Here is an 18,552-nt window from a genome sequence, read left to right as displayed (position 1 = left end):
AGCGTTTTTCGCGATGAAAGACAAAAAAATTATTGGAGGATTAGCTCAGCTGGTTCAGAGCACCTGCCTTACAAGCAGGGGGTCACTGGTTCGAACCCAGTATCCTCCACTATTTTTACTTTACAGTAAAACACAAATAAAACCCTCGGAGGATTAGCTCAGCTGGTTCAGAGCACCTGCCTTACAAGCAGGGGGTCACTGGTTCGAACCCAGTATCCTCCACAAAAGCTAGACACATCGTCTAGCTTTTTTTATTTCAAGCCAATGCACTACCTCTACATTATGTTCAGTGCATCCCTAAACAAATATTATATCGGTTACACCCACAATCTTGACGAAAGGTTTAGCAAACACCTTAGCGCTCACGATGGGTTTACAGCAAAAGCTAAAGACTGGAAAATCGTGTATACAGAAACTTTTCCAGACAAGCAATCTGCAGCAACCCGTGAGAAACAGATTAAAAAGTGGAAAAGCAAGAAAATGATCGAATTGCTGGATTATAAATTTCGCTTGTTACTTTCAATGGTAATAAACGCGGGCAAATAATTGGGCGTACACCCTTTTGATACCATTTCGCCTTTGTAAAGGCCGGTCCGCTCTCCAATGCTGATACATGTATTTCGATATTGTTTTTCATAAACCCCAATCCAGCCTGCGGTGAAATTCATTGCCCATTGAACTTCTGGCTCTTCCTTGGCAATCCTGGCCTCAATTTTATTAATTAATTCTGGCGAATTGCCTGGGGGCTTTTGTCCTGTCCACCTTAAACGTGCCTGATAATACCAGAATACGCGTCTTTGAAGAACAGAAAGGCTATCTTCCCATGATTCAATTAACGCAATTGTTTTCTTGTCTTTAACCAGTTGATTAGCCATAAACCAGTCCATCAGTTGGTTTCGCTCATCAAATGGATGCGTCTGCATATCTTTATCAAGCACATTAACAACTTCCTGCGAAATACGTTTGTTGTCCATAATTAAGATGGCCAATAACCTTGGGAAAAGGCTCTTAGCAGACCATAGCCCTAATGCCAAATCGTGATCTTTTTTAATATCCTTAGCAATCTTCCTTAAGTCGCCTAGCTTAGTTTTGGTGTTTATCTGACTTAAAATATTTTCTGCTTTTGGAGTAAGTATCATAATGGTTTCATTTTATGAATTGAAATAACTAAAAAATCAGCGTAATTTACAACAGTATTTTATCGTGGTCATTTAGGGCATTATATCAATATTTTCCCCTACTTATTCAAAATTATATCGAAATTGTGCCAGCAATTTTAATCATAATGGGGAGCAAAATTATACGGTTTATCTTCTTCGGCAACTACTTTGTAGGAATTTTGGCCGTTGCTTTAACCATTGAAGCTACCCAGCAATTGAGGTTGCCATATAATTCCATTAACTACTATCTACTTTTATTTTTAGCACCTACGGTATACTATACTTATGCTTATAACAAGGTTTCGGTAAAGCCATCAAGTACCAATCCACGAAATCAATGGTATTATAAGCATAAGAAATTTATTAATGTAAGCCAGATTGTACTATTTTCACTCTGCATGGTATTGGCGATTAATTTGCTGTACCATAATTTTACTAATTTTTTAAAGCTCCCCTTGGCTTATTGGGCAGCTATTGCGGTAATTGTTGCTGCAGGTGCCTTATACTACGGTCTGCTTCCCAAGTCCTTTCTTCGGTTTAACCTGAGAAATACCGGTTGGTTGAAGGCTTTTGTCATAGGTTTTGTATGGGCTTGTTGCGTGAATGTGCTTCCGCTAATTATGCTTAAAATCGAAACTGGGGTGGGATACCATGATTCCGTATTCTGGACCTGGCTTTTCATCAAGAATTGGATGTTTTGTACCGTAAACGCCATTATTTTTGATATTAAAGATTACCCATCAGATGCCAACAGACATTTAAGAACCTTTGTGGTACGTTATGGGCTGCGTAGAACCATCTTTAATGTATTGATTCCTTTACTGGTAATAGGACTTCTTTCGCTGGGCGTATTTGCCTATTTCAAGGGCTTTGGCTTCCCTCAGGTATTTTGCAATGTATTGCCTTTCATACTGACCATTTACGTGGCCTATTCTATGCACAAACGAAAAAACATTCTATATTACCTCATGGTTATAGACGGACTGATCCTGTTTAAAGCCATTTGCGGTATAATCGGGATGCAATTTGTAAAATAAACTCATTTACATGCTTAATAACTACGATAGAATTGCTCCTCACTATGATAAACTCAGTAGATTGGTGTTTTTCAAATCGCAGGTAAATGCACAAATTGATCAATTAAAATATCTTCCTGGGCATGCAGATCTATTAATTGTAGGTGGTGGAACAGGCTGGATTCTGGAAGAAATTGCCAGGGTATGTCCTGCCGGGATCAGGATCACTTACGTTGAAATTTCCGATAAGATGATCAATCTGGCAAAAAACAGATACTGGGGTAGAAATGAAGTGCTGTTTTATCATTCAGGCATTGAGGATTTTAAAATTAACCAAAGCTTTGATGTGATCTTAACACCTTTCCTGTTTGATAATTTTGTGGAAGAAAGAGCGGCATTTGTTTTTGATAAATTGGATCGTTCACTAGCTGAAAAAGGGCTATGGTTTATGGTCGATTTCAATGTTTCTGGCAAGCGTGGCCTTTGGTGGAAGCATTTGCTTTTAAAAACGATGTACGCCTTTTTTCAGCTTATTCGCATGGTTGAAGCCAAGGTTTTAGTAGACATGAGCCCTTTCTTTACCCGAAAATCATACCGTATACAGGAAGAAAAATACTATTACGGTGGTTTTATTAAAGCAGTAGTTTATCAAAAATGACATTCATATAATGCAACTATATTGCATTAGTGATTAAAATTAAGATTTTTGTATCTAAAATAAATAGATATGGATTTCGAAGTAATCATTATAGGAGGCAGCTATGCCGGCCTGTCTGCTGGCTTAGCTCTTGGGCGTGCTTTAAGAAAGGTTTTAATAATCGACAATCGCAAGCCCTGCAATGCGCAAACACCCTATTCACATAATTTTTTAACACACGATGGTAAGAAGCCGCATGAGATTGCTGAAGTAGCAAAGGCGGAAGTACTGAAATATGCTACGGTTAGTTTTGTAGATGGGGAAGTGATTGCCGCTCAAAAAAACGGAGACTTGTTTCAAGTGAAAACTACAGAAGGTGGAGAGTTTACCGCAAGAAGAATATTATTGGCCGCAGGTTTAAAAGATGTGATGCCTGATATCAAAAACTTCGCTAAATGCTGGGGTATTTCAGTAATTCATTGCCCTTATTGCCATGGCTATGAGGTTAGGGGAGAACGTATTGCTTTGATGATGAATGGTGAAATGGCCTTTGAAATGGCTAAAATGCTCCACCACTGGAATAAGGACCTGACCTTACTTACCAATGGTAAATCTACCTTAACCGAAGAGCAAACCCAAAAGTTACGGGTCAATTCTATTTCCATCCTGGAAGATGAAGTAGTTGAAATTGAAGAGGAAGATGGACAGTTAAGCCACATTGTTTTCAAATCCTTGCCAAAATTGCCGGTCAAAGCGCTTTATGCAAGGCCCACTTTGGTTCAGCATGCAAATGTTTACCAGGATTTAGGGTGTGAATTAACAGAAACGGGTATCATCAAGGTAAACGAACAATATCAAACTACCGTTTCAGGAGTTTATGCAGCAGGAGATTGTGCTTCAGCTTTAAGAGGCTTATCTACGGTAACTGCGGCAGGTACTGTAGCGGCTGTAATGATGAATAGAGAAATGATCAGTGAAGATTTTTAATTTCTCATCAGCAAATAAATAATAAAGCGGAGCAGGAGATAAAAATCCAGAGTATAACAGCCAATATGAAAGGCTTAAAGCCAATGCTTTTGATGGCCGGAAGTGACAATCCTGCTCCGATTAAAAATAAAGTGATTATCAGACTAGATTTTGATAGTGTTAAGATGGTCTGATTGATTACCGGGGGAATTGGAAGATAGGTGTTTAAAATCATGGCCAGCAAGAAGAAAGCAATGAAATAGGGGATTTTGAGTCTGGTCTCTTTGGTTTTAAACCGTCGGATAGAAAAGAGAGATACCGGAATAATCCACAATGCCCTGGCGAGCTTAACGGTGGTTGCAATTTCCAAGGCTTTTGTTCCATATTTGCTTGAAGCACCTACCACAGAGCTGGTATCTTGGATAGCCACAGCGCACCACAAACCAAACTGCTCCTGAGTTAAATGCAATAGTTTTCCAATGGCTGGAAATATCAGTAGCGCAATAGCATTTAATACGAAAACAGCTGCAAGGCTTACCGAAATTTGTTGCGTTTTAGCTTTAACCAGAGGAGAAGTAGCTGCTATAGCACTACCACCACAAATGGCTGTGCCTACCGAGATCAGGAAACCAACTTTATGATCAACCTTGAAAAGTTTTGTTAAAACAAAGCCTAGTAAAAGTACCGTTGTTAGGGTGCATATAGTCAGTAAAATACCTGTTTTGCCAACCTCAATGGCACTGTTTAGGTTCATCCCAAAGCCCATACCTACTACCGAAAGCTGAAGCAAAATTGGTGTGAGTTTAGTTGTTTCGCTTTCAAATGGATGACCAAAGAACAGTGTAATGGAAAAGCCTAAAATAAGCGCTATTGGAGCTGATATAAAAGGAAACAGACATAAAACGGCCATTGCAATAAAAGCAATTTTAGGAATAGATAAAGTTACCTCCAGTTGTTTTTTAATGAGTGCCATAATAAATTATTATAGCCCAAAAGTGCCGGTTTTATCATTCCAGATTAAATGGTAAAAAGTAATGTGTTATAGCTTTTTGTTATATCTGACAGCGAAATTTAAGAATAGGTTGGCTAACGCTGCATGTGAACCCTGTAATTGGATAAATTGAAAGTAACGCTCAATCTGCAGGTTTTTGACATCGATTACACTAAGACTTTTATTTCGAAGTTCCTGGAGCACCGCATGAACCGACATAAAGGCAAAGGAACTGGAATGTAACAGGTACGATTTGATGCTTTCTGTGTTGCCCAGTTGCATTTCCACCTTTAAATCACTTAGGCTGAGATTAACTTTTTTCAGGGCGAAGAGAATAGTTTCCAGTGTTCCGGAGCCAGGCTCACGAAGAATGAGCGGAAGTGTTTTGAGCTCTTCAATCTTCAACGCGTTTCTTTTGCTCAAGGGGTGATTAGCTTTGGTTACAAGCACAATTTCATCTTTGATTAGCTTGTGATACTGGAACTGCCTGTTTTTAGAATATCCCTCTATTAAACCCAAATCTATTTCTTTGTTTAATAGCAGTTGTTCTATCACTTCTGTATTATTGATAGTAAGGGATATTTTTATTTCCTTAAATTTTTCGTGAAACTTGGCTAAGATAGGTGAGAGTAGGTATTGCGCAATAGTGGTACTGGCACCAATTCGAAGCAAGCCTTTGTGCTCCTGGTTCAGGTAATTGATTTCAAACTCCAGTTCTCGGTAAATTGAAAAAAGCTGCTCGGTGTATTTAAGCAAAGTCTCGCCGGCTACAGTAAGCTTTATCTTTGTGCCGTTGCGATCAAATAAAGCGGTGTTAAGTTGCCGTTCAATTTCCTGAATGTGTTTAGTTACCGCAGGCTGGGTAATGTTGAGTTCGTTCGCTGCTTTGGTAAAGCTTAACCGCTTGGCAACTGTATCGAAAACCCTTAACCTAAAATCGAACATCTGATGAATATTGGTGAATATTCAAATATAAGCGCTACAAGGTATTTATGATAAGAAAGATTTAAACGTAGTTTGCCTCTTCCATCTGTATAGGATACATTCATATCCACAAATAGGCGTTAAAAGGCTAATATCAGAAGACAATTGATCCAACAATAGCCGCTAAAAACATAATGGCCATTACAATCCGATCGGCAGTTACCCATTGTTTTTTGGTTAATGGAGTAGCTGATTTTCTAGTGCTCTGATTTTTAGCTCGTAACAGTCTGAATAGCGAGGTGTCTAGTTTAATAATCATGGGAAAATGTTTTACAGGTTATTTTTCAGATGACAAATGTTACGCCAAAAACAGTAGCAAATGTTTAATTGTTAGTAACTTACATTTTTTTGTGAACTAAAACGTTTATACATCTTTACACAATAGCAGCTTATTAATTTTTTATAAAAGTTTAGTGTATAGAAAACAGGCTATCTGTTTATTAATCAGTAAGCTAAGTGTACTGTTTTTAAAGATCTTCTTTGCGCAGTTTGCTGTTCTTTTTCCCATAAGCATAATAAATAGCCAGGCCTATAATTAACCATACGGCTAACCTTAACCAGGTTTCCCAGGGAAGAAAAACCATCATGGCCACGCAGGTTAAAATACCTAAAATCGGGATGAGTGGAACTAAAGGAACCTTGAAGGGGCGCTTTGCATCTGGATTTGTTTTTCTTAAAATTAATATACCCACGCAAACCATTAGAAAAGCTAAGAGCGTACCAATACTGGTCATTTCGCCTACCACATTAATAGGAACAAAAGCGGCAAATAGTGCAATGAAAATACAAAGCATCACATTAGATTTCCAGGGTGTTTTAAATTTAGGGTGCACTTCTGAAAAGATTTTAGGCAAGAGTCCGTCTTTACTGATGGAGTAGAACATTCTCGATTGTGCCATCAGATCAATCAGGATTACCGAAGTATAACCAATCAAAATGGCTAAAATAATCGCCTGGCTCATCCAGCCATAGGGCGTTTTTTGTATCGCAATGGCTACTGGTGCGCCGCTATTGGCAAATTCTTTATAATTGGCTAAGCCAGTCATTACGTGCCCAAAGAGCCCAAAAAGCACCGTACATACCAATAATGAGCCGATAATTCCGATAGGTAAATCTCTTGCCGGGTTTTTGGTTTCCTGCGCAGAGGCAGCTACGGCATCAAACCCGATAAATACAAAGAAAACCAGTCCTGCTCCACGTAAAACACCGCTCCAGCCAAAATGACCAAATGTTCCTGTATTTTCAGGGATATAGGGATGATAGTTAGCTGGATCTATGTATTTCCAGCCCAGGGCGATAAAAACCAATACTACACCAACTTTTAAGAATACAATAATGCCATTTACAATTGCTGAACCTTTAGTGCCGCGAATTAAGATAGCGGTCATGAGCACTACTACCAAAGCTGCCGGAATATTCATAATCCCGTTTACCGTACTGCCATCGGCAAGTTTAGCCGTTTCGAAGGGGGAGAGGGTAAGCTGGGCAGGAAGGTAGATATTCATACTGCTTAAAAATTTGGTTAAATATTGCGACCAGCTAATGGCTACCGTAGCGCAACCAACAGAGTATTCGAGTACTAAATCCCAACCAATGATCCAGGCAAATAGCTCGCCCATTGTTGCATACGAATAGGTGTACGCACTTCCTGCAACGGGAATCATAGAGGCGAATTCGGCGTAGCAAAGTGCAGCAAAGCCACAACCCAAGGCTGCAATTACAAAAGACAAGGTAACCGCAGGGCCTGCATGATTGGCTGCTGCCAAACCGGTTATCGAAAATAATCCTGCACCGAGAGTAAGACCAACGCCAATTAAAATAAGATTTATGGGGCCTAAGGTTCTTTTTAGTGCACCTTCGCCACCTGCATTGGCTTCGGCAACAATGCTCGCAATTGTCTTTTTCATTAATATTAAGTTTCTATTGTAAATGAAAGCAGCCGGATGTGGCAACAGATCTTGTTGAGGCACATAAGGGTTTCATGGAAATAAAGTAGACTGCAAAAGTATTAAAATATATTAATTCTATAGTATTTGTATAGATTTATAGCTGTCAGGTTTTAGGTATTTGTTTTTTCGACAATTCTTCGGACAATGAACTAAGCCTTTTTCCTTTTTGCTAGTTGTAGCGTCTCGCTCAAACCTTAAAGAAACACCTTCACAATAACAGGTTATTTTAACGAACAATTTAGGCTGTTTTTTATTTTTAAAACTCCTAAAAAATTGAGAAAGACATGTGCTAAACGAAAAAATACTTATAATTCAAAATTTTGATGTAAAATTATTAATCTGATAATCAAGTGTTTGTGTGTTTAAGTGAAATAATTATAGTACTATGTATTGCATAGTACATTATTTAACATATATCTTTGTATTATGATAGCAGAAAATACGCAAACCCAAATGCGGAAGGGAATTCTGGAGTACTGTGTTTTATCCATCATCTCTCGGGGCGAGATATATGCCTCAGATATTATTGCCGAATTAAGGGCGGCAAAGCTATTGGTGGTGGAAGGTACATTATATCCATTATTAACGCGGCTTAAAAACAATGGTTTACTAAGCTATAACTGGGTAGAATCTACCTCGGGCCCTCCCCGTAAATATTATGCCTTAACCGAGGATGGTAAGGGCATCTTATCTCAATTAGACCAAACCTGGCAAGAGCTGGCTTATGCTGTGGGAGTTTCACAAAAAGGAGCCGAATCCTAAACAATTATTAGAAAAGAAATGGAAAAGACCATCATCATAAATATAGGCAACACCATCATTCACATTGAGGAAAGTGCCTACGAACTCTTAAAGGCGTACCTTATGGAGGTAAAACAACATTTTGCCAACAACGCCGACGATCTGGAAATCGTTACAGATATTGAAAACAGGATTGCTGAGCTTTTAACCGAACAACTGGAAGAGCAGAAAAAGCAAGTGGTAGACGCTGCAAATGTAAATGCCGTAATAAGCCAAATGGGTAGGGTACAGGATTTTGAAACCCTGGAAGAAGGCGAAGAAGAGCCGGTAATTAACCAACCATTCCACTTCCAATCGGCTGATAAGAAATTATACCGCGATATGGATGAGCGTGTAATTGCAGGGGTATGCGCCGGAATTGGACACTATGTTAATATTGAAGCCAAGTGGATCAGGTTAATTGCGCTGCTTACGGTATTATTAGGCGGTTCGGGAGTTTTGGTATATGCCTTACTGTGGATTATTATGCCAAAGGCGAAATCGCGTATCGAGAAAATGGAAATGAAGGGCGAACCTGCCAACCTACAAGGTTTTCAGAAAAACCTGGATGAAGAACTGCAAGCGGTTAAAGAAAGATTATCGGATGTAAATAGACACACACAAACTATTTTTGGACGCTTCGGTATTTTCATTGGCGAATTTTTCGAGTGGTTGGGTCGGTTTATCTCGGGCACAGGGAAAGTCATCTTTAAAATTATTGCAGGCTTCATCGTAGTCTTCGGGATTTTATTTCTGCTTACCCTGATCATCTCTGTAGCGGCATTTTTTGGCTTCTGGGATGGAAGTACCCAAGATTACTTTCCGCTATCTATTGTGGATGATAGCCACAGGGGGATTTTACTTCTGGGTTCTTTTATTGTGTTGTTTGTTCCGGTACTCGCACTGGTGCTTTTTTCCATCCGTGTGGCTTTTAACAAACAGGCGATTAATAAAATCCTTTCTTTCGCCTTGCTAATTATCTGGCTAATTGGCGTAGCCATCACCGGATATCAGGTGGCTAAAATCAGCTCGGAGTTTAAAGAACATGCAGAGCTATCGCAAACCACAGACTTAAAGCTCGCTAAAACTTATATCATCGATATAGATAAAAGTAAGTTTTTTAGCCGTGAAGATAGTTTAATGTACCATATAGATAAGGATTTCAAAAATCAGATTGTAATAGATGATTTTGATGAGCATCCTTTCCGTACGCCAAATTTTGCCCGCATTAATATCGAAAAAAGCGAGACCAATGCCACCAGTATTAAGCAAACCTACGAGTCGCAGGGTAAAACGTACCAATTGGCCCTGCAAAATGCACAGAATATCAGCTACAATTATGTAGTGAAAGATTCTTTGCTCTTGTTTAGTCCGCGGTTTCAATTGAGAAAAGGAAGTATCTGGAGAAATCAGGAGGCATGGGTAAGCTTAAAAGTGCCGGTAGGTACCCGGTTAATTTTAAAGCAAGAGGCTTATCGCTATATCAGTAATTACTATGGCTGGAGCTGTAATGATAAAGAGGGAAGTAAAAATGATTACAGTATATGGATCATGACTGAGGATGGATTAAAATGTAAGTATGAATTGGATCACCCGGAAGCAAAAAACGAAGATCAGTAAAAAACTATTGCTGTTGTAGTCCTCTGAGCGTACTTTGCCGCTCGGAGAACGAAGCACGCTAACCGAAGAAAACATGAAAAAGTTATTGGTGTTAATGGCATGCCTGCTGGCGTGGGGGACTCTTTTTGCCCAAAAATTGAGCAAAATATCCGGAAAAATTGTAGATGAAAAAACTCAGCCTGTAGCTTTTGCTGTGGTGAGCTTAAGAAATATTCAGGATACGGTTACTGTAAAGAAAACAGCAACCAACATCGATGGTGAGTTTATCCTCGATCAGCTAAAGCCGGGCGATTACAGCTTATCGGTTTCTATGGTAGGATTTAAAACCAGGCAAGTAGCTAAGCTCTCGGTAACAGGAGATCAAAAACTTGCTGACATAGCCATTGAAAGTATTGTAAAGCAACTCAATGAAGTGAGTGTTCAGGCTAAAAAGCCTTTTATTGAGCACCAGATTGATAAAACGGTGCTCAACGTAGAAAATAGCATCACGGCAACTGGCGGAACAGCTTTAGAAGTTTTAGAAAAAGCGCCGGGTGTGCAAATCGACAGGCAAAGCGATCAGATTAAGCTGAACAACAAATCTGGTGTTTTAGTTATGATTGATGGTAAAACCAATTTCCTTTCGGGTGCGGATGTAACTACCTTGCTAAGCAATATGAGTAGTGATCAGATTGCCACGATTGAGCTCATCACCAACCCCTCTTCTAAGTACGATGCAGCTGGAAATGCCGGAATCATTAACATTAAACTGAAACGCAATAAGGCTTTCGGTACCAATGGGGTGGCTACTTTTCAGTTTGGCCAGGCCTTTATGCCCAACACACCAGGAGATATCAATCGGACGGCTGTAAATATCAGTTTAAATCACCGCCAGGGAAAATGGAATATATTTGGCAATGGCGCTTTCATGAATAAAGCCAACTTTAACAACATTGTAGTAGACAGGACCACTGCTTCTTCTGGATTGGCCAGTAGCTTAAACCAAAATTTTAATCGCTTAAACCGGGGCAATGGTTTTCAAGGGAAATTGGGTGCCGACTATTATGCATCTGAGAAAACCGTATTTGGGGTAATGCTGGATGCCAATACCATAAATACCAGGCTAACCAATGTTAGTAGAACTAATATCAATGAGCTGCGTAATGGTAATGCCAGTTCCAGCGCCATCCTGCAAGATGCTTTATCCACTTCTCCGGTAGGTAACTTAACAGCCAATTTCAACATCAAACATGATTTTGATAAAAAAGGTAAAAACATCACCTTCGATGCCGATTACTCGGGCTTTAGCAACAAAAAGGACGAAAACTTTTTAGCCAATTATCTTAATGGTTCAGGCTCTGCCACCAATAATACTGCCCTGCGCAATAATACCGATGCACAGATTGATGTGTATGCAGCAAAAACAGATCTCACGCTTCCGCTGAATAAAAAAATGAAGATTGAAACGGGGCTAAAAAGCAGCTACGTAATTACCCATAACAATTTTATTTCCGAGCAGTTTATAGCTGGTGTGTGGCAAAATGATATAGGCAAATCTAACAACTTTGTGTATAAGGAAAACATTAATGCTGCTTACGTAAACCTGGCCAAAGAATGGGAAAAATGGCAGATTCAGGTTGGGCTAAGGGCAGAACATACGCATTCTAACGGCAATTCGATTACAGACAATAAAGAAGTAGACCGTAATTATCTCTCCCTTTTTCCAACAGTTTTCTTAAACCAGAAAATTAACAAAGACCATAATATTCGCTATTCCTACAGCCGCAGGGTAGATCGGCCCAACTATCAACAGCTCAATCCCTTTGTGTTTTACATGGATCCATTGGCGCTTGATCAGGGAAATCCTTATCTAAAACCCCAATTTACCGATAACTACGAAATCAATTATAGCTACAAACAAGCCTCTCTCTCTATCAGCTATTCCGATACCCGTGATATGATTACCCAAATTAGTCAGCAAGATGATGTAACCAGAATTATAAGTGTTATCCGTCAAAATTTAGGGCGCGCACAAAATTATTGGGTTGGTATTGCTATCCCGGTAAAAATTGCCAAATGGTGGAATATCCAGAACAACGGAAGTGTGTTTTACAGCAAGTTTGAAGATGGCAATTTAGAGGGAGCCGCCTACCAGGCCAGTAAGGTAGCCTTTAATATTTACACTTCAAATTCCATTACCCTCCCTAAAAACTTTAGCGTGGAAGTTAGCTTTTGGTTAAATAGTCCGAGGGTAAACGGGGTAGAACAAACTACCATAACCCAATGTGCGGTAAATACCGGAATCCAAAAAACGATGATGGATAAAAAACTCAAGTTCAAATTAAGTATGGACGATATCTTTTTAACCAACCGTTGGGAAGGTAAGCTGGTGTATCAAAACTTGAATATGACCGTGGCTAACCGATATACCAGCAGAAGGGCCAATTTCAGCATTAGCTATGGCTTTGGGAACCAAAATGTAAAATCGGCCAGATCTAGAAATACTGCAGGAGATGATTTGAAAAATAGGGCAGGGTCGTAGCGGAGTCTGTAGTCTTTAGTCGAGATTCAAAGGTCTGTTTTTCAGGTAGATAAATTCTTGGGGCACCTAGTATGCTGAGTAATTATTTATAGTCGTTAGTTTTCAGTCGTTAGTCTTTGGTAGTTAGTATTTAGTCGTTAGTATTTAGACATCATGCCTAAGCAAATTGCCAGGTTTAGCATCCAGTCTTGTTACTAGCTACTAGTATCTTGATACTCGTATCTTGCTACTTGACACTAGTATCTTCCTACGTATTGCCCGTATCCAATCGTTGCCCTTTGTTCTTTTGGTACAATTAAACAATTAAACAGTTCAACAATTAGTCTTTGCTCCTTGAACGACTTTAAAATTAAAAAATATGAAAAACTTAATTTACATTTTAATCCTGATGACTATAATGAGTTATGGTTGCCACAGGGGCGGAGATCATATTTCGCTAAATACCATTAATACCCGTAATACATTTCGTTTTGAAGCAATGTATCCCGAAAAGAAAACCGCTAAGCTGGAGAAATATTTAGACAGTGTGCTCCATAACGATTTGCCTTTAGATGAAAATATCGATCTATTTGTAAATATTGGTTCTGCAGAGAAATTTAATCTCCAGGCCAAAAAGGGCTGGTTAACCATTACCTTCGATAAGAAAAATAGTTCGTTGGCCGGCTACTACAAGGTGAAAAGGCTAACAGAGGGGATTGGAAAGGAGATTAAGGAGAAATGAGGCTAGTTTGGAGTTTTAAGTTGGGAGTTTGGAGTATTGCGATCGCCATGTTTGGTCTGTGATTTAATAATATTTATTACAGTAACTTCTTGCGTAATCGTATTCCACCCTGTCCGTAGAGTTAAGTGCAGCGCCTCTATGGATTACAACATACCGTTGAGTTTTCATAACTCAACATCAATTAAACCGAGTCCAAGACTCTCCTCCATTAAACAAATCCGTAGAACTCCTGCGGAACTCGGCGGACAGGATTGTTTGGTCTGTGATTTAATAATATTTATCACATCAACTTCTTGTGGTAATCGTATTCCAATCAAGCTGTTTTCTTCTGCTCTTAGGTGACTAAGGTGGTTTAGTTTATTAGTAATACGCTTAAACCACCGCTACATTTTTCCCTAATGTTTTAAACCTAACACCATTTTCCTGAACAACAGTAATGGTAATGTGGCCGGTTTTGCTGGTGTTGATGTCGGTTACAGTTCCCGATTTTCCAGTATGTGTTCCACCGATGACCTTGCATTTGTCGCCATCTTTTAGGCTGATGTTGTTTTCCATGGGGGAGGGAATTAATGAATTATTGAATTATTGAATGAGTGGATGAAGGAATGAATTATAGAATTAATGAATGAGGGAATGATAAAGATCGCTAGACATTCACTCATTCAAAACTCACACTTCAAAAAATTATTCAAATATTTCGTTGCTTGCAGTTAAAATCATCGGTTCGCCATCGGTAACCATAATGGTATGTTCGTGTTGCGCCATAAAACCACCTTTGTTTCCAACCATGGTCCAGCCATCGCTAAGGGTATCGGCATAAGTAGAATGGGTAGCAATAAAAGTTTCGATAGCCACTACCGAGTTCTTTTTAAACCGGCGTTGGTCAAATCTGTTTTTGTAGTTAAGTAATTCGTCTGGTGCCTCATGCAATCCGCGGCCAATGCCATGCCCACCCAGGTTTTTAATAACCGAGTAACCACGTTTTTTAGCTTCAGTTTCGATCAGGTGACCAATGTCGGCAATTTTTACTCCACCTTTAATGCTGTGGATGGCCTTATGTAAAATTTCTTTAGAAGCATCTACTAGTTTTTGGTGCTGGTGAATATCCTCCCCCAAAACAAAGGAATTGCCATTATCAGAGAAAAATCCATTCAGTTCTGCAGATACATCAATGTTAATCAAATCGCCTTCTGCTAAAACCAGATCGTTAGGAATACCATGACAGATAACGTTGTTTACGCTAATGCAGGTGTATCCGGGGAATTTATAAGTTACATAAGGTGCAGATTTAGCGCCTAATTGTTCCAGTATACGTCCCCCATATTCATCCAGTTCTTTGGTTGTCATGCCTACCTTAGCATATTTAGTCATTTCTTTTAAGGTATGCGCAACGGCCTCACTGGCTTGTTGCATTCCAATCAATTCTGATTCTGTTGATATAGACATTTTGTCCTCCTTTATGCTTTTGTACAAAGATAAAATAAAATCAGTAGGCTTTTGTAAGGATGAAGTCAGGATGGGGAGTTGGAGAAAGTGTAACCAGGTTTTTAACCACTGGCTAATTTAACCACGAAGCGCACCGAGATTTTCACAGAGAAAAAGATAGGGTAGGCGATTCAACCCACAACCCATTTAACCGCAAAGTACGCCAAGGGAAGGCGCAAAGTACGCTAAGTTAAGTATTGCAAGGTTTCGTAAATCCAGCTCCCCTACTTTTCAAGGAGGGGGTGTGTGAGGCTGCGCGTAGGCGGGGTGGTTATAGAACTGCTCCCTGCACCACGAACCAGGGGATCAAGGCATCGTAAATCTCGCTCCCCTACTTTTCAAGGAGGGGGTGTGTAAGGCTGCGCGTAGGCGGGGTGGTTTTTCTTCATTTAAGAGATTCTCAATGTTGGGGGAGGTTTAGGTAAGGATTGAGTTTGGAAAGATCTAACCTTTTTCCGAACAAAGGGTTAACAAACAGTACAGAAGGGGTTAACAAATTTTCTCCAAATAATAGCTCATGCATATACCTGGCTTAGGGGTCATAACTGCAAAAGAACTGTTTGTCTTAATTGCCCTTATATCTTGTCTGTTTTACCCTCTTTCACTAAAATTATATCTTTGATATTTGCAGGATAAAGAAAAAAACGTCTACATTAATCTAAAGAACCTAAAAACAGAAAAATAACATGGGAAAGATCGTATTGTTTATGCATGTATCGCTAGATGGTTTTGCTGCTGGTATTGATGGGCAAATGGACTGGATTCACGTAGATCAGGAAATTTTTGATTTTGGTGCAGAGCGGATTGCCAAAACCAATGTTGCTTTGTACGGACGGGTAACTTTTGAAATGATGGAAAGTTACTGGCCTACAGCAGCAGATAAGCCTGGGGCAAGCAAGCACGACAAAGAGCACGCTGCCTGGTATAAAGTAGCACATAAAGTAGTGCTATCAAATACGCTGGACGAAGCCAAGCTGAGCAATACAACCGTAGTTGCTGGAGACGATATTAATTCTCTGGATAAGTTAAAAGCAGAAACAACAGGAGAAATTCTTTTATTCGGTAGCCCAAAGGCAGCACATTCACTTTTAAAGGAGAACTTAATAGATGAATGCTGGCTTTTTGTAAATCCTGTTTTATTGGGAGCAGGAATTCCTGTTTTCAAAAATATTCGCGATAAAAATTTATTAAAGCTCCTGAATACACATGTTTTTAGTTCTGGAGTGGTATGTTTAAACTATGCATTCTCGCGTTAACGCATAGCCTGTTCATCGTAGATAACCCCGGCTTTTAAAATGATTTATGATTGGTTAACCGATTGCAACAACTGGTAAAATACATTCAATATTGAACCTAATGCTGGTTAATCATGCTATTGCTTTTTAACCATATCAGGTACATCAGCAATATTTACCGTGTGTTTTACCATGGCCTTATTTTTTTATGTGGTTGATAGGGTTAAATAATTTTCAGACGGTACCTGGCTGTTAATACTGAACCATTTAAATTAGTTTCCTATATTTAGGAATTAACACTCATTATCACTACCACATGACAAATAGCTTTATAGCCATTAAGGGGAACTTTTTAGACAAAGCAGACGAAATCTTCAAGGTTTTTAAATACGAAGACACCAGACAAGATATCCAGTTTAACGACTGGCAAACCTTTAACGATTATTTGTATGATCATTACTATGAATTTGCAAATAAGGAAATTGCCATCAAGGGAATGTGGACAAACAACGGCTGGACAGTAATTAATGATCCTGAAATGGTTGACACAGTGGATGAGATAGCCTTGCTTCAAATTTCAAAAATACTGGATACCGATATTGCCACATTTATTATTCAGACCACCTCAAATTCATTTGGTTTTACCCTTTATAACGGCACTATAAAAAGACAGTTCTTTGTTACTGATGGGGAGGTTACAGATAATGAATACAGTCCACTGGAAGAAGAAAAGGACTTAAACATTAACGAAAATATTTTCTCTGACGATATTTTGCTGTTGGCTGATAAACTGGGGATTGATTTAAACGGAAAAAGTAAGCAAACCTATATCGTAAAACAACTTGCTTATAGCGATGAGATGAAAAATGAACTCGAACAATTTAAGCAACAGCAAACTCCAGCTAAAAAAGAGAGCTGGTGGAAGTTCTGGTGGACTGCAAATGCTACCATTATGGGTTTTGCCATGTGGCTGCTAAAGTATTTTCACGAAAAATAGTGTAAATACATAAGTGGCTTGACTGCTTAAAATATAGACCAACATGTTACAGGCTTATACAAGTGCTTATTTCCACATACTCGAATCATGGGTAACCGATGCAGATCTGTTGCTTCAATTTTCTGGAACTGATTTTTCATATCCAATAACTGAAAAACAGATTGAAGACTACCAGCTGCTTCATCCTGATCGTCGGTTTTACATTGGTTATACTGCTGATGGAGTTCCATTTGCTTTCGGAGAAATCATCCCTCAAGAGAATGGCTGCCCAAGGTTAGCCAGAATTTTGGTGGGAAATTCGGCCTTGCGGGGACAAGGTTTAGGCCGTAGTTTTATTAAAATGTTGTTAACCGAATCCATAAAGCTTTACCGTACAAAAAGGGTAGAACTTTTTACATGGGAAAAGAATTACGCAGCAATAAGGTGCTATGAGTCAGTTGGCTTTAAGTTTTTACCAGAGCGCTGTAAGGAGATGGTTCATAACGGTAAACGGTTTAATATTCATAAGATGATTTATACAGCAGCGGATTAAAATTTGCGCTGTTATCAGGTTTATGAACATCCATAGAATACCCTCCTGTTTATGCCATTTTTTGTATATTTGTATAACCCGTCCTAAATTTAGGCTTGTTATGCTTCCGTTGCCCTAACTCAGGTCCAACTCAACTCCAACCCAAGTCCAACTTTACTTGCCTTTTCATTTTAGGCTACTTGCCTGTTAAGTCCATAATTAAAGCCTGTTTAATGCTTCTTCCGGTATGAGGTTTGCAGATTTGTTACCTTGCGTCACATCGTTGTTCCTACGGCAAAGATGATACGAATTTGATGGGTTTAAATTAGGGTAGGTTTCTGCCCCCTGCCTAATTCCCAATGAACTAATGCCCAATGAACCAACAAGTGACCCCGCTGAGGTTCGAACTCAGGACCCACAGATTAAGAGTCTGTTGCTCTACCAACTGAGCTACGGAGTCGGGTAAAGTAAATATAAGGATTTGTGGGTTGATTATTAAGTGTTTATGGAGGTATTAATGCAGATGCTGAAGTACTTGAAAGTGATGAGTAATTATTTATTTGGTATAGTGCGCCAGAAGTGCGCCAAAAATGAAGAATACATCGCCAAGAATTGTAACAACAAAAGACTTAAAATCGAGAAGCTACATTACCTTTTATTATTTAGGGAAAAGGATTAGAGAATACAATGGAGACTCTATAAATATCGATTTAAAGCCAAATACAGCTCAGACTTTAAAAGAAAGGAATAACCTACTAAAAAGGTTGGAGTATGAATTCACAAAAGCATTAGAGAACGATTACTACCCAGCCACACCCATTAGCACAAATGTTAGAATTCCTGTTGAAAAATCTTTTATAACAGCAAATGAGTATCTAGAACAAGTGTGCACTTCCCAAAATTCAGACCAGTTAAAAGTATAATTCTAGACCGAGCGCAGCGAGGCTATTAGAAAAAACTATTAATTTTAATTGGTAAT

At 39.1% G+C, this 18,552-nt stretch carries 19 protein-coding genes and 3 tRNA genes; 14 read left to right on the top strand and 8 right to left on the bottom strand.

Going from position 1 to position 18,552, the window contains the following annotated elements; all coding sequences use genetic code 11:
- The first annotated feature begins 34 nt into the window (after positions 1 to 34).
- From BMX11_RS04060 to BMX11_RS24790, 3 genes are all read left to right on the top strand, one after another.
- Positions 35 to 109: transfer RNA gene (locus BMX11_RS04060), tRNA-Val, on the top strand.
- Between the two features lie 38 nt (positions 110 to 147).
- A tRNA-Val gene (locus BMX11_RS04055) sits at positions 148 to 222 on the top strand.
- A 42-nt stretch (positions 223 to 264) separates the two neighbouring features.
- A complete protein-coding gene (locus BMX11_RS24790; RefSeq protein ID WP_090881719.1) occupies positions 265 to 546 on the top strand; it encodes a GIY-YIG nuclease family protein in 282 nt (93 codons plus the stop codon).
- Here BMX11_RS24790 and BMX11_RS04045 read toward each other — a convergent pair.
- Complete coding sequence (locus tag BMX11_RS04045; protein ID WP_090881717.1) at positions 498 to 1,139, bottom strand: DNA alkylation repair protein; 642 nt, start codon at positions 1,137 to 1,139, stop codon at positions 498 to 500. The two genes, BMX11_RS24790 and BMX11_RS04045, sit on opposite strands and share 49 nt — an antisense overlap.
- A 146-nt stretch (positions 1,140 to 1,285) precedes the next feature.
- Here BMX11_RS04045 and BMX11_RS04040 point away from each other — a divergent pair, with 146 nt between their 5' ends.
- From BMX11_RS04040 to BMX11_RS04030, 3 genes are all read left to right on the top strand, one after another.
- Entirely contained in the window at positions 1,286 to 2,197 is a 912-nt protein-coding gene (locus BMX11_RS04040) for a UbiA prenyltransferase family protein (protein WP_090881716.1), read from the top strand.
- A 10-nt stretch (positions 2,198 to 2,207) separates the two neighbouring features.
- Positions 2,208 to 2,834 carry a class I SAM-dependent methyltransferase gene (locus BMX11_RS04035; RefSeq protein ID WP_090881714.1) on the top strand — a complete coding sequence of 209 codons (627 nt, stop codon included), beginning with the start codon at positions 2,208 to 2,210 and terminating at the stop codon, positions 2,832 to 2,834.
- A gap of 69 nt (positions 2,835 to 2,903) precedes the next feature.
- On the top strand, positions 2,904 to 3,800 hold the full coding sequence (locus BMX11_RS04030) for an NAD(P)/FAD-dependent oxidoreductase (RefSeq protein WP_090881712.1): 897 nt from the start codon (positions 2,904 to 2,906) through the stop codon (positions 3,798 to 3,800).
- A 7-nt stretch (positions 3,801 to 3,807) separates the two neighbouring features.
- Here BMX11_RS04030 and BMX11_RS04025 read toward each other — a convergent pair whose 3' ends face one another.
- From BMX11_RS04025 to BMX11_RS04015, 4 genes are all read right to left on the bottom strand, one after another.
- On the bottom strand, positions 3,808 to 4,752 hold the full coding sequence (locus BMX11_RS04025) for a YeiH family protein (protein ID WP_090881710.1): 945 nt from the start codon (positions 4,750 to 4,752) through the stop codon (positions 3,808 to 3,810).
- Between the two features lie 66 nt (positions 4,753 to 4,818).
- Positions 4,819 to 5,715 (bottom strand): LysR family transcriptional regulator, encoded by an 897-nt coding sequence (locus BMX11_RS04020; RefSeq protein WP_090881708.1) that lies wholly within the window; start codon positions 5,713 to 5,715, stop codon positions 4,819 to 4,821.
- A 133-nt stretch (positions 5,716 to 5,848) separates the two neighbouring features.
- Positions 5,849 to 6,013 carry a hypothetical protein gene (locus BMX11_RS24215; protein ID WP_175474461.1) on the bottom strand — a complete coding sequence of 55 codons (165 nt, stop codon included), beginning with the start codon at positions 6,011 to 6,013 and terminating at the stop codon, positions 5,849 to 5,851.
- Positions 6,014 to 6,221: 208 nt separating this feature from the next.
- Entirely contained in the window at positions 6,222 to 7,661 is a 1,440-nt protein-coding gene (locus BMX11_RS04015) for an amino acid permease (RefSeq protein WP_090881706.1), read from the bottom strand.
- Between the two features lie 468 nt (positions 7,662 to 8,129).
- On the opposite strand from BMX11_RS04015, the gene BMX11_RS04010 reads away from it, so the two are divergent.
- The 4 genes from BMX11_RS04010 (at position 8,130) to BMX11_RS03995 (ending at position 13,345) form a co-directional block, all read left to right on the top strand.
- Positions 8,130 to 8,465 (top strand): PadR family transcriptional regulator, encoded by a 336-nt coding sequence (locus BMX11_RS04010; protein WP_090881704.1) that lies wholly within the window; start codon positions 8,130 to 8,132, stop codon positions 8,463 to 8,465.
- 18 nt (positions 8,466 to 8,483) lie between these two features.
- Complete coding sequence (locus BMX11_RS04005) at positions 8,484 to 10,103, top strand: PspC domain-containing protein (RefSeq protein ID WP_090881702.1); 1,620 nt, start codon at positions 8,484 to 8,486, stop codon at positions 10,101 to 10,103.
- 73 nt (positions 10,104 to 10,176) lie between these two features.
- Positions 10,177 to 12,624, top strand: coding sequence for an outer membrane beta-barrel family protein (locus BMX11_RS04000; RefSeq protein ID WP_139180124.1), 2,448 nt, complete (start codon positions 10,177 to 10,179; stop codon positions 12,622 to 12,624).
- A gap of 358 nt (positions 12,625 to 12,982) precedes the next feature.
- Positions 12,983 to 13,345 (top strand): hypothetical protein, encoded by a 363-nt coding sequence (locus BMX11_RS03995; protein WP_090881698.1) that lies wholly within the window; start codon positions 12,983 to 12,985, stop codon positions 13,343 to 13,345.
- A gap of 372 nt (positions 13,346 to 13,717) precedes the next feature.
- On the opposite strand, the gene BMX11_RS03990 is transcribed toward BMX11_RS03995, so the two are convergent.
- Entirely contained in the window at positions 13,718 to 13,900 is a 183-nt protein-coding gene (locus BMX11_RS03990) for a KOW motif-containing protein (protein ID WP_090881696.1), read from the bottom strand.
- Between the two features lie 129 nt (positions 13,901 to 14,029).
- Positions 14,030 to 14,791: a type I methionyl aminopeptidase gene (gene map / locus BMX11_RS03985; RefSeq protein WP_090881694.1), complete on the bottom strand. Its 762-nt coding sequence runs from the start codon at positions 14,789 to 14,791 to the stop codon at positions 14,030 to 14,032.
- A gap of 725 nt (positions 14,792 to 15,516) precedes the next feature.
- Here map and BMX11_RS03980 point away from each other — a divergent pair.
- The 3 genes from BMX11_RS03980 to BMX11_RS03970 all read left to right on the top strand — a co-directional run bounded on the left by BMX11_RS03980 (position 15,517) and on the right by BMX11_RS03970 (position 17,594).
- Positions 15,517 to 16,086 (top strand): dihydrofolate reductase family protein, encoded by a 570-nt coding sequence (locus tag BMX11_RS03980; protein ID WP_090881692.1) that lies wholly within the window; start codon positions 15,517 to 15,519, stop codon positions 16,084 to 16,086.
- 295 nt (positions 16,087 to 16,381) lie between these two features.
- Positions 16,382 to 17,062 (top strand): hypothetical protein, encoded by a 681-nt coding sequence (locus tag BMX11_RS03975; protein ID WP_090881690.1) that lies wholly within the window; start codon positions 16,382 to 16,384, stop codon positions 17,060 to 17,062.
- A 43-nt stretch (positions 17,063 to 17,105) separates the two neighbouring features.
- A complete protein-coding gene (locus BMX11_RS03970; RefSeq protein WP_090881688.1) occupies positions 17,106 to 17,594 on the top strand; it encodes a GNAT family N-acetyltransferase in 489 nt (162 codons plus the stop codon).
- A gap of 366 nt (positions 17,595 to 17,960) precedes the next feature.
- On the opposite strand, the gene BMX11_RS03965 is transcribed toward BMX11_RS03970, so the two are convergent.
- A tRNA-Lys gene (locus BMX11_RS03965) sits at positions 17,961 to 18,033 on the bottom strand.
- 130 nt (positions 18,034 to 18,163) lie between these two features.
- Between BMX11_RS03965 and BMX11_RS03960 the strand changes: the two genes are divergently transcribed.
- On the top strand, positions 18,164 to 18,496 hold the full coding sequence (locus BMX11_RS03960) for a hypothetical protein (RefSeq protein WP_090881686.1): 333 nt from the start codon (positions 18,164 to 18,166) through the stop codon (positions 18,494 to 18,496).
- Positions 18,497 to 18,552: the final 56 nt, after the last annotated feature.

It is taken from the genome of Pedobacter rhizosphaerae (assembly GCF_900111155.1).
GTDB lineage: Bacteria > Bacteroidota > Bacteroidia > Sphingobacteriales > Sphingobacteriaceae > Pedobacter > Pedobacter rhizosphaerae.
The sequence above is the reverse complement of the archived record's forward strand: the minus strand, read 5'-3'. Positions and strand labels throughout refer to the sequence as shown.